The sequence below is a fragment of the Leptospira sanjuanensis genome (genome assembly GCF_022267375.1).
GTDB lineage: Bacteria > Spirochaetota > Leptospiria > Leptospirales > Leptospiraceae > Leptospira > Leptospira sanjuanensis.
This window is the reverse complement of record NZ_JAIZBH010000001.1, coordinates 1,395,101-1,407,097: the sequence shown is the minus strand read 5'-3', so window position 1 is coordinate 1,407,097 and position 11,997 is coordinate 1,395,101. Positions and strand designations below refer to the sequence as shown.

Here is an 11,997-nt window from a genome sequence, read left to right as displayed (position 1 = left end):
ACTGTGAAAGTCAAAGACAGATTTATTATAAATCTTCATCGATGGTCTTCGCTCGGACAAAGATTCGTTTCATAAATCGGTTTTTTTTTCTTAAAATTCTCACCGAACAAGATTCCGAATCTACCGTAATCGATCCAAATTCTTTGTGCCAGATGATCGGACAATCGATATAGATGAATATGACCTAACAAAACGTATCTGGAACGATCTTGTTTACGGTTTGTAAAATCGGCCAAAAGAACGGGTTCATCCGAATACCATAGAACGACCTTTGTATGATCGCGATCTAGATCCGGTACATCCACCGAATATTTTTTGATGTTCGGGTAGCCGTCATACGCTCCTTGATTTTCCCAACTTGGGAAACGATGCGTAATGTGTCTAATCAGCAAAGATTCTATAGTTCGGACTCTATCCTTCGCGTCGGTAAGTCGAACATTTTCCAATAAGACATCATACGAATCGATCGTGACGGCTCGATCCCGCCAATTTAAAGGATTGAATAAACGGAAATAAACGAAAACCCCCGAATAAGGCACATGAGCATTGCCGTCCATGTCGTCTTTTGAAACCGCTCTTCTCGTATACGAATAGGAATCCGGCTCCTTTAAAAAGGATGCCTTCTCTGCGGATAAGATTCTTACTTTTATAATATTGTCGGCGGCAAGAGAAACGATCGGGATCAGAGAGAAAAAAATCGCGAGTCTATAAATATTTTTCTTTCGCAACAAAGTCACTGGACAACCGTTCCGTTAAGGATTCGTTTCTAAAGATACAACCGAATATCGATAAAATTTCGGATAAAATCTGCAATCCGCAAAATTCCCGCGTTTTTTTCTGCTTCGCGGAGGCAAACACCAACAAAGTCACTTATGACAAATCGAATATTCTTGATTTTTGGTAAAATCGAATCTCCGGAAGTTTCCCCGTCATTCCTCTCGCTCACTCAGAAATCAATTTACAGCTTGTCCCAAAACTTATTTCTACTTGGATAGAAATACAAGTTGGTAGGTTCTTGTCCCTGACGCTGCGATCCATAGAGAGCAGTGTCATTGAGTTTCTCGCTGCGATCCATAGAGAGCAGTGTCATTGAGTTTCTCGCTGCGATCCATAGAGAGCAGTGTCATTGAGTTTCTCGCTGCGATCCATAGAGAGCAGTGTCATTGAGTTTCTCGCTGCGATCCATAGAGAGCAGTGTCATTGAGTTTCTCGCTGCGATCCATAGAGAGCAGTGTCATTGAGTTTCTCGCTGCGATCCATCGAGAGCAGTGGCGCTGAGTTTTCTTTGAACAGGTTCTTATTCGAATGTCGTATAAATTTAGTTGATTTATGCGTAGGTCGCATAAATTCCGCGAAAACTTTCGATTCAAAGCCGAAATTTAAAACGAGTTTTTTCGTTGCGAAGCAGAATCGGAACGATTACAAAGACAAACTACTATGATTAAATTCAACCAAGTCATGCTTTACGTAAACGATCAAAAAGGAATCGCCGATTTCTGGGTGAACAACTTAGGCTTTCGGGTGGAAGGAAAAGAGGAATACGGAGAAACCTTCGCCATCATTCTTTCCGACGGAAGACCCAATTCCACCAAACTTGTTCTTCAAAACAAAAAAGCCGTTGCGGCGGCGAACCCGGATATGAATGTCGGAACGCCGTCCATACTCATGTCGACCGACGACGAAATAGATGCACTGTATCAAAGACTAAAAGACAAAAAAGTGAACGTCGGTGAAATGGTGAATTTTCCAAACGGAAAAAAAGTATTCAACTTTTCCGATTTCGAAGGAAACTACTTCGCGATCATCGAAGAATAAACGAGCAACAAAGCGGAAACATCCTTCCAATCCTTTACAACGAATGGAAATTTTATCGATTTAATTTCCGCAACACATCATAAAATCGTAATACATTACCGCAAAACGGAAAAATATGGAGTTCTGTATTACGATTCGATCGATATGAGGAACTTTGTATTCCTTGTTAACACGTTGCATATTTTGAATGTTGTATCGATTCGCCAGAGCACTTTTCGTCGATCCAATCCGATTTCTGCAAATTTCGTATAAATATCCGCGGAAACATCGTAATAACCAAAGCCATCTCGCGCAAATCTACGAACGTCGCATAAATGTCCAAGAACCGTAATCTACGAATGTCGTAGAAACCCCCGCGCTTACATCTGAATATCGTCGTTAAAAGTTAAAATGAAAACAAACGTTGAACGGCCTTTTCTTCCTTAGATCCGAGATTGCCTAACGCAGAAAGATGCAACTTTGGAATCCCGAAGACGGACTTCGCGAACGAATTGAGATCTTCCAGGGTGATCGAATAAATTTCCTTTACCCGTTCCTCATACGAATAATTTCTACCGTAATAAAGCTCCATCAGAGCGATCGTGTTCATTCTAGATTCGGTTTGTTCGTAACTAATGGAAAGGGTTCCTTCGTGATTGGACTGTGCATCCCGTAGCTCCTGTTCCGTAATTCCGCGATCCAGGATGGACTTAATTTCGTCGGAAATCGTTTCCATACAAGTGATGAATTTATCCTTTGAAGTGGAACAAACGATGCTGTTGATTCCGATATCGGCGTAAGAGGAAGGATAGGCGGTAATCTGGTAACAAAGACCTTTTTCTTCCCGCACTTTTTGAAACAAGCGGGAAGACGTCCCACCGCCCAAGATATGAGTGAACAGGCTCGCTTTGGAAGCGTTGTGAAATTCCCGCGCGAACCCATCCCCGCCGAGAATAAAATAAACCTGTTCGAGCTTTTTCTTTTTCGGAAAATAGCCCCATTGTTTTTTTGGAAGAGAGAGCGAATTCCCTTCCTTCTTTTTCTTTCTGGGTCTGTTAAAATATTTTGCTACGATCGAAAAGATCTCGTCCGGCTCGAAATTTCCCGAAATCGAAAGAAACATGTTTTCCGTATGATAATACGTATCATAAAAATCTAATAGTTTCTTATGATTGACTCCGCCTACGGATTCTCTTGTTCCGATGATGTCGCGACCGAGTGAGTTCTTCGGAAAAAAATTCTGATAATAAAAATCGTGAATATAATCTTCGGGAGAATCCTCATAACCCTGCAATTCTTCCAGAATGACACCCGCTTCGTTTTCGATGTCGGATTGTTTGAGGAGAGGTTCGTAGATCATCTCGGCTAACAGTTCTAAGCCGATGCCGATATGTTTACCGGCAACCGTTACATGAAAATACGTGTATTCCCGGGAAGTAGCCGCGTTCGTAAAACCGCCAACCCTTTCGATGTCCTCGGCTTGCTGTTTCGCGGTCCTCTTTTCCGTGTCCTTGAAGAGCATATGCTCCAAGAAATGGCAATAACCCGCATTCTTCGCGGATTCGTGTCTGGAACCGACCCGGACAAAAACGCCCGCGGAAACGCTGACTGTGTGAGGGGCTTGTTGAAAGAGGACGGTGATTCCCCCGGGCAGAACTTTTCTATGAACTAACTGTGAAGGTTCTTGCACCAAGGGAATATTAGAAGAATCTTATGCTTCTTGTTCTTCTTCGAGAGCGTCTTTTCTGGAGAGATCGATCTTTCCGGTCTTATCGACGTTCAGAACCTTCACTCGAATAATATCGCCCTCTTTGACGATGTCTTTTACCGAATTCACTCGTTTGAAATCGATCTTGGAGATATGGCAAAGACCTTCTTTTCCGGGAAGAATTTCGACGAACGCGCCGAAGTCGGCGATTCGTTTCACTTTTCCTTCGTAGATCTTCCCTACTTCCACTTCGGTAAAAAATCCGTCGACCATCTTCGCGGCTTTTTCCGCGGACTCTTGGTTCGAACCGGAAATGGTTACGCGCCCGTCGTCCTCGATGTAAAGTTCAGCTCCGGTCAATTCGCTGATACCGCGGACGTTTTTACCGCCCGGTCCGATCAATTCGCCGATTCTATCCTTAGGAATGTTTCGAACGATGATTCTAGGAGCGGTTCCGGCTAACGTAGGCGATGCGGTGGAGATATGTTTCTCCATAATATCAAGAATATGGAATCTTCCTTTTTGCGCCTGAGCGAATACGCTTTCCAAAACGTCGAAGCTGACGCCTGTCACCTTCAAATCCATTTGGAACGCTGTGATTCCTTTTCTGGTTCCCGCGATTTTGCAGTCCATGTCTCCGAAATGATCTTCCAAACCGGCGATATCGGAAAGAACCGCATACTTACCGGAAGAATCGGAGAAAAGTCCCATCGCGATTCCGGAAACGCTTCCTTTGATCGGAACGCCCGCAGCCATCAGCGCAAGAGAACCGGAACAAACGGAGGCCATCGAACTGGAACCGTTGGATTCTAAGATTTCGGATACGACGCGAATCACATACGGAAATTCGTCCGGCTTCGGAAGAACAAGCTTTAACGCGCGTTCTGCGAGATTTCCGTGTCCGATTTCTCTTCTTCCCGGACCGGAAGATCTGCGAACCTCACCCACGGAAAACGCGGGGAAGTTATAGTGAAGCATAAAGGACTTTTCTTTTTGTCCTTCGAGTGTTTCGTATCTTTGGTTGTCGGCGCCCGTTCCGAGAGTGACCACTCCCAAAGACTGGGTTTGACCTCTGGTAAAAACGGAAGAACCGTGAGGGCCGGGAAGAGGATTTACTTCTACGGAAATCTGACGAATTTCGTCCAACTTTCTTCCGTCGAAACGAGTTCCTTTCGACAAAACCTGTTCGCGAACGATTTCATATTCCAATTCGTGAAGGTAAGCTTTGATGTCCTTGATCTTGTCGGACTCTTCCACGGTTTGTTTGAAGAAGTCTACGACTTCCTTATTTACATTAGAAATTTCTTTATTTCTCGCGGTTTTGTCCGGAGTTTGATTGGCTGCGGTCAGCTTATCAAACGCGTATTCCTTCACCTTCGCAAGAAGTTCCGCGTCGCGCACTTTGAGTTTGACTTCTCTTTTAACGACACCGATTTTTTTCGCGAATTCTTCCTGAAGAGCTACGAATTCCGCGATGTGTTTCTGTGCGAAACGAAGCGCCGCGAGCATTTCCTCGTTGGAAAGCTCCTTCGCTTCTCCCTCGATCATTACGATGTGAGTTTTAGTTCCGGCAACGACGAGATCCAAATCGGAATTTACGAGTTCTTTCGTAGTCGGATTGAGGATCAATTCTCCGTTGATTCTTCCGATTCTTGCGCCCGCGATCGGACCGTTGAATGGAATATCAGAAACCGCTAATGCTGCACTCGCCGCATTCAATGCGTGTCCCGCAACGGAAACGTCTCCGTCCGCGGAAAGAACCTGCACTTGCAACTGAACTTCGCAAAAATATCCTTCCGGAAACAAAGGACGAATCGGTCTGTCTATGATTCTGGAAATTAGAATTTCATGCTCGGGGGGTTTCGCTTCTCTTTTGAAGTAACCGCCCGGAAAGCGGCCGACGGAATAGAGTTTCTCGGTATATTCGCAAGTAAGAGGAAAGAAGTCCTGTCCCTCTTTTGCTTCGTCGGCGGCGCAAACGGTAGCAAGTAAAACCAGATTCCCGGAACGATAGACTACGGCTCCATGAGCCTGTTTTGCCCAGTTCCCTGTTTCTAAAACGATAGTATCGCGGCCGTATTGGCCGGAGATTGTATGTGCCATGTTTGACTCGCTTACTTACGGAGTCCGAGAGTTTCGATCAGTTTTTTGTAACGGTCTAATTCGGTTCTTTTGAGATAATCCAGAAGTTTCTTTCTTTTGCTTACGAGTCTTAAAAGACCGGTTTTAGAATGAAAATCCTTTTTGTGTGACTTGAAATGTTCGTTGAGTTCTTTGATTCTCGCATCAATCAGAGCGACTTGCACTTCGGTTGAACCGGTGTCTCCCGCTTTGCGGGCAAAATTACTGATAATTTGTTTTTTCTGTTCAGTAGCTATCATATCGTGAATATACCTTTTTACCATTTTTCAGGTGATATACACCGCTTTAAAGCTAATTTTTAGGAAAGACTCTTAAATATTTATAATCTAACTCATGAATTCCATGCTCTTCTTTTTTGCACCAAGCGAGAATTTCTCCTTCCGGTGAAACGAGAAGAAATTCCGTTCCGGGAATCCATTCGAGTTTGGTCTTTCGTCCGTTCAAAACGCCGCGGACTTCCGTGCCGGGGATTTCGACGGTCGGGAATTCTAAGATCGATTCCGGCGGATGAATCTTGACCTTCCCTTCCAGCAGATTCTCATACGAATCCGCTTGGCTCAGGTTTAATTTGCCGATGCTCGTACGGACCAATCGTTCGAGCCGCATCGGAAACCCCGCACGTTCGGAAATATCCATTACGATCTTGCGGATATAGGTTCCGGCCGAAACCCGGATCTTAAAAACGATCGATTCAGGGGAGAATGTCCCGAGTTCGTATTGATAGATCTTGATTTTTCGAACCGCAGGAACAAGCGCGACTCCTTCGCGAAACAGATCCGATCTTCTTCTCCCGTTGACCTTGAGCGCGGAAACATCGGGCGCTTCCTGACTTTCCCAGGTCGGAACTTCGAGAAATAATTGTTTGAGTTTATCCTGGTGTTCGTGAAACCAAGTTTCCGTTTGTTCCCTCGGAAGGGATTCCAAGATTTCTCCTTCTTTGTCGCCCGAGTCGGTGGATTCTCCCGGTCTGACCCAAGCCTCGTAGGATTTTTCTTTTTCCAAGAATACGCTGGAAAAACTCGTGCAGCTTCCGACGGGGAGAATCATAAGTCCGCTCGCGGCCCGATCCAAGGTTCCGGTATGACCGATCTTTTTGAATCTGAGTTTTTTACGGGCGGTGACCACAAGATCCGAAGAGGTCATTCCTTCCGGTTTGTGGATCAGTAAAAATCCGGATTCAGTCCGGATTTGTGGGTTTTCTGGTAAGTCTGAGTGATTCATCCAAACTCTGAATATATTCCTCATCCCAGAGGAATTGCATTCTTGGTGTGATTCTAAGTCCTAACTTTCCGGACAGCGTCGTCTGAAACAGACCGGCTGCGCTGTTCAGTCCGGACAACACTTTTAATTTCTTTTTATCCGTGCAGATCGCGGTCACATAAACGCGCATGTTCTTTCCGTCGTCGGAAATCTCCGCGCGGTGAACGGAAACCATATGAACTCTCGGATCTTTTACCTTTCCCGATAGGATCATCATCGCAACGGTTCGAACTGCTTCCGCTTCGATTTTTCTTCTTCGGATCGGATTCACGGTCCGGGTTTCCTATTCAAGTTTCCGTTTTATCACGGTAACGTTGTAAGCTTCGATGATATCTCCGACTTTAAAGTCGTTGAATCCGTCCACTTGGATACCGCACTCGAAACCGGATACGACGTCGTTCACATCGTCTTTGACCCGTTTGAGGGATTTCAGTTTCCCGTCGAACTTCGTAACTCCGTCGCTGATTACGCGCACATTCGCGGACTTCTGGATTCTTCCCGAAGTAACCATACAACCGGCGATGTTTCCGACCTTGGAAACCTTGAAGATTTCCCGGATCTCCGCGGCTCCGATAACTTCTTCGATCTTTTCCGGTTCGAGAAGTCCTTCCATCGCGAGTTTGATCTCGTCCACGACTTGATAGATGATATTGTAATACTTGATCTGAACCTGTTCTTTTTCCGCCAAAGCGATCGTCTTCGGATTCGCACGAACGTGAAACCCGATGATAAGCGCGTTCGAAGCGGAAGCGAGCATCACGTCCATATCCACGATGGCGCCTGCGCCGGATTGGATTACGTTCAGCTTCACTTCCGGTGTGGAAAGTTTTTCCAAGGATTCCTTGATCGCTTCCGCAGAACCGCGAACGTCCGCCTTGATGATGACCTTGAGTTCTTTCAGAGCGCCTTGTTTGATGAACTCGTTCATGTTCTCAAGGGTTACTTTGGAAGAAGTTCCGGCAGCGGCTCCCGCGTTTCCGATTCTTTCGAACTCGATTCTGTGTTGAGAAATATTTCTGGCTTCTTTTTCATCCGCCATCGCGTCGAACGGTGCGCCCGCATCGGGAACGCCGTCGATCCCGGTAACCTGAGCCGGGAACGCTGGTCCCGCTTCTTCGATCAATTGACCGAGGTCGTTGTACATCGCCCTTACGCGACCGGAGAATACTCCCGCGACGAACGGATCTCCCACACGGAGCGTTCCGTTTTGGATCAGAACGGTTGCAACCGAACCGCGACCCGGATCGAGTTTCGCTTCGATGATGGTTCCTTTCGCTCTCCGTTTCGGATTGGATTTGAGATCCATCACTTCCGCTTGGAGAAGAATCATTTCCAAAAGTTTATCGATTCCGATGTTTTCACGAGCGGAAATCTTCGCATACATCGTCTGCCCGCCCCACTCTTCGGATTGAAGACCGTGGTTGGCAAGTTCCTGCATGATCTTGTCGGGATTTGCAGTCGGAAGATCGATCTTGTTGATGGCAACGATGATCGGAACTTCCGCCGCTTTCGCGTGACTGATCGCCTCCAGGGTTTGAGGCATTACTCCGTCGTCCGCGGCGACTACGAGAATCACGATGTCGGTTACTTTCGCACCGCGCGCTCTCATCGAAGTAAACGCTTCGTGACCCGGGGTATCCAAGAAGGTAATGAGACCGCGAGCGGTTCTTACCTGATACGCACCGATATGCTGCGTGATTCCGCCGGATTCGGTATCGATCACGGAACTTCTGCGAATCGTATCGAGCAATTTCGTCTTACCGTGGTCGACGTGTCCCATGATCGTAACGACCGGAGGACGATTGATATAATCTTCTTCGTTGTCTTTTTCTTCTTCGATGATGGTCTCTTCGTAAAGAGAAACGACTTTCACCTTACAGCCGTATTCATCCGCGAGAAGCGCAGCCGTTTCCGCGTCGATGATGTTGTTGATCGTCACCATCATACCCATTTTCATGAGTTTTCCGATGACGTCCCCCGGTTTGAGGTTCATCTTCTTAGCGAGTTCGCCTACTTGCACATTTTCTAATACTGTAATTTCTTTCGGTACGGAAATCCCGGAAACACCCGCGACCTTCGTCTTTTTGAATCTTTGTTTAAAGAATTTCGTGTTTTCCGCGCCGGAAAAATCCCTCTTATCGGTGGAAGTTTTTTCCTTTCCGTGGTCTTTCTTTTTGTTCGCACCGGCCGCGCCTCGTGCTTGAGAAAGTTCCACTTCCGCGGAAGTAATCGGCATAGGACGGCCACCTGGGCCTCCACCAGTACGGCCACCTGGACCGCCGCCGAAACGATTTCCACCTCCGGGTCCGCCTTGTCCCGGGCCGCGATTTCCTTGGTAACCGCCGCCTTGTCCTGGACCACGATTTCCTTGGTAACCGCCGCCTTGACCCGGGCCGCGATTTCCTTGGTAACCGCCGCCTTGACCCGGACCACGATTTCCTTGGTAACCGCCGCCTTGACCCGGGCCGCGATTTCCTTGGTAACCGCCGCCTTGTCCCGGGCCGCGATTTCCTTGGTAGCCGCCGCCTTGTCCTGGACCGCGATTTCCTTGATAACCGCCGCCTTGACCGGAGCCGCTACGCCCTTGATAACCGCCGCCTTGCGTCGGTCTGGATACGATGATATTAGAATCTTCTTTTTGAAAAGGAGAACGGGAAGTCGGATAGGAAGAATCTCCACTTTGTCCTTGTGGATCCCTGTCTCTTGGAGGACGGGCACCGCCTTGTCCTGGGTCCGGCTTTTTCGGAGATTCTTCGCTTTTAACGTCTCTCTGAGAGGAAGGAGCGGGACGGACGATCGGTGATTGACCGGAATCGCCTCTTGGAGGCAGCGGGGTAACCGGTTTTGCAGGAGCAGAATCGGCGGCCGCTTCTTTCTTAGGAGATGCAGAGGGGGAAGGAGACGGAGTTTCGTCGCCTTTCTTTTTAATGATCAGCTTCTTGCGTTTTCCCGCGTCCGCTGCGCCCTGGAGCGTTTCCTTGATCGTCTTATTTTTGTCTTCCATAATGATACCCTGGCTTTCCGAAGTCACTGAAGCTCCGGCTCTGAAAAAACCCGTTCGGGTTCTCTCAGTTATCCTCCACCCATTCCACGGATTCTCGGAGTAACTTGAGAATCTGTCCGGCGGTCGTATGTCCGATTCCTTGCAGTTTTGCCAGATCGTCTTGGCTGTATTCGATCAGGGTTTCCAGATCCTTGATGCCTTCGCTCTTCAAGATCCCGACAATACGGGCCGAGAGTCCGGGTAGATCTTCCAGAGGAGTCAATCCTTCTTCCTCTTCTTCTTGTTCCGGTTGAACTTTTGCTTCTTCCGCAGGAGTATAAAAAAGCCTTTCCAGTCTTTCTCTCGCCTCCGGAGAAGCAAGTTCCGCGTTGTATTGAGCCACGGTTTTAATATCGATTTTGTAACCCGCCAACTGAGACGCAAGTTTTACGTTGGAACCGTTGATTCCGATCGCCAAAGAAAGTTGATCGTCGGGCACGACTACCATCGCTTCTCTTCCGGAACCGTCCACCTTCACTTCTACCGGTTTCGCGGGAGAAATCGCGTTCGCGATAAATTCTGCAGCGTCGTCGGAAGATTCTACGATATCGATTCTTTCGTTACCGAGCTCCCGTACGATGGATTGGATCCGAACCCCTTTCATACCGACGCAAGCGCCGACCGGATCGATGTCGCCTCGGGTCGCACGAACTACAACCTTCGTTCTGATGGAAGGTTGTCTGGCTACGTTTACGATTTCCACGAGTCCGTCGTAGATTTCCGGAATTTCCATTTCGAACAATTTACGAACGAAATCCGCGGAAGCTCTGGAGAGAGTAATCACTGGGATCGGTTCTCTCGGACGAAGTTCCACTCTTTGAATGATTGCTTTGAGTCTGTCTCCGCTGTGATACTTTTCACCCGGATTCTGTTCACGGCGAGGCATGATTCCTTCTACTTTACCGAGGTCGATGCTCATCGCGTCTTTTTTCCACCTCTGGAAATAACCGTGAGTGAGTTCGCCTTCTTTCGCCTTATACTCGTTATAGAGAAGTTCCTTCTCCATGTCTTTCAGTCTTTGAAAAACCATCTGCTTCGCTTGGCTGGAGATAATCCGCGAGAGTTCCACGGGTTTTTCGCGGAACGAAACGACCGAACCGACTTCCGCAGAAGCGTCGATCGCTTTAGCATCTTCTAAACTGATTTCGAGAGCGGAGGAAGCCGCGCCCTCCACTACTTTTTTTGCGATTGCGATGACTACGCTGTCTTTACCGGACGCAAACTCTACGGTAACGGGCGAAGGTGTTTCCGAATCTTCGGACTCTTCCAGACCTTCGAGGCCGGACTTTTTCTTATATGCGGTTATGAGAGAATCACGAATGACTCCCATAACGGCTTCCCGATCGAGGGACTTGTCCGCACAAAATTGTTGGATCGCCTCCAACAGATTTCCTTCCGATTGTGTCTTCTTAACTGCCATATCAAATACTTACGTAGAGATTCCCTTTCAGTATATCCTTGAGGTTCAGGGTCGTCTGCTTTTTTCCCGCAGATTTTTTACCCTTCTGGAATTTTTCCAGAATCACCTGATCCCCTTCGCGTCCCACTATCCGAAAAATTCCTTCCTGGGGATTCTCTGATTGTTCGGATAGAAAAATCAGACGAACCGGTATTCCCCGGAAACGATCCAGGTCTCCCGGAAGGTCGAGTTTCCGTTCCGCCCCTGCGGAGGAAACTTTAAGAGTGTAATCCAGATCCGGTGAGATCCGTTCTAACTCTTCTTTCAGTTTTCTGGAAACATGCTCACATTCCAGAAGGCTGACTGAACCATACGGATGTTCAAGATTGTCCAAGACGATCTCGATCAACGAGTGGTTAGGCCTTTGGTTGACCTTTAATGAGTACAGCTTGACAGGCAAATGCAGGACGCCATCCAGAATACTGCTGATTTCTTCCCTGCTTACTGTCAAACCCCGGCCTTAGAGAGAAAACTCAAAAATGAATGAATTTTTCCTGATATCCTAATCAAACTATTCAAATTTGGCTACAGTGTAAAGTAAAAAAACCCGGGGATTCCCAAGCGGAGGGAATTCCAAGGATTATTGCTTGT

Annotated in this window: 10 protein-coding genes; 1 reads left to right on the top strand and 9 read right to left on the bottom strand. The window is 47.3% G+C overall.

The genetic code is table 11. The features are described 5' to 3' along the window. Nucleotides 1-35: 35 nt before the first annotated feature. Nucleotides 36-737 (bottom strand): hypothetical protein, encoded by a 702-nt coding sequence (locus LFX17_RS06290; protein WP_238745681.1) that lies wholly within the window; start codon nucleotides 735-737, stop codon nucleotides 36-38. A gap of 700 nt (nucleotides 738-1,437) precedes the next feature. On the opposite strand from LFX17_RS06290, the gene LFX17_RS06285 reads away from it, so the two are divergent. Beyond that, nucleotides 1,438-1,815 carry a VOC family protein gene (locus tag LFX17_RS06285; protein ID WP_238729483.1) on the top strand — a complete coding sequence of 126 codons (378 nt, stop codon included), beginning with the start codon at nucleotides 1,438-1,440 and terminating at the stop codon, nucleotides 1,813-1,815. Between the two features lie 385 nt (nucleotides 1,816-2,200). Here LFX17_RS06285 and LFX17_RS06280 read toward each other — a convergent pair whose 3' ends face one another. The 8 genes from LFX17_RS06280 to rimP form a co-directional block, all read right to left on the bottom strand. Next, on the bottom strand, nucleotides 2,201-3,484 hold the full coding sequence (locus LFX17_RS06280; protein ID WP_238729482.1) for a M16 family metallopeptidase: 1,284 nt from the start codon (nucleotides 3,482-3,484) through the stop codon (nucleotides 2,201-2,203). A 21-nt stretch (nucleotides 3,485-3,505) separates the two neighbouring features. Next, on the bottom strand, nucleotides 3,506-5,605 hold the full coding sequence (gene pnp, locus LFX17_RS06275) for a polyribonucleotide nucleotidyltransferase (RefSeq protein WP_238745679.1): 2,100 nt from the start codon (nucleotides 5,603-5,605) through the stop codon (nucleotides 3,506-3,508). A gap of 11 nt (nucleotides 5,606-5,616) precedes the next feature. After that, nucleotides 5,617-5,883, bottom strand: coding sequence for a 30S ribosomal protein S15 (gene rpsO / locus LFX17_RS06270; RefSeq protein WP_010575366.1), 267 nt, complete (start codon nucleotides 5,881-5,883; stop codon nucleotides 5,617-5,619). A 52-nt stretch (nucleotides 5,884-5,935) separates the two neighbouring features. Beyond that, the gene (locus LFX17_RS06265; RefSeq protein WP_238747696.1) at nucleotides 5,936-6,787 is read right to left on the bottom strand and encodes a tRNA pseudouridine(55) synthase; all 852 of its coding nucleotides are present in this window, start codon (nucleotides 6,785-6,787) and stop codon (nucleotides 5,936-5,938) included. A 34-nt stretch (nucleotides 6,788-6,821) separates the two neighbouring features. After that, a complete protein-coding gene (rbfA, locus tag LFX17_RS06260; RefSeq protein WP_118955265.1) occupies nucleotides 6,822-7,175 on the bottom strand; it encodes a 30S ribosome-binding factor RbfA in 354 nt (117 codons plus the stop codon). Nucleotides 7,176-7,187: 12 nt separating this feature from the next. Beyond that, complete coding sequence (infB, locus tag LFX17_RS06255) at nucleotides 7,188-9,908, bottom strand: translation initiation factor IF-2 (protein WP_238729480.1); 2,721 nt, start codon at nucleotides 9,906-9,908, stop codon at nucleotides 7,188-7,190. A gap of 64 nt (nucleotides 9,909-9,972) precedes the next feature. Continuing rightward, nucleotides 9,973-11,367: a transcription termination factor NusA gene (gene nusA, locus LFX17_RS06250; RefSeq protein ID WP_238729479.1), complete on the bottom strand. Its 1,395-nt coding sequence runs from the start codon at nucleotides 11,365-11,367 to the stop codon at nucleotides 9,973-9,975. Nucleotide 11,368: 1 nt separating this feature from the next. Then, complete coding sequence (gene rimP / locus LFX17_RS06245; protein ID WP_255717762.1) at nucleotides 11,369-11,857, bottom strand: ribosome maturation factor RimP; 489 nt, start codon at nucleotides 11,855-11,857, stop codon at nucleotides 11,369-11,371. Nucleotides 11,858-11,997 lie beyond the last annotated feature (140 nt).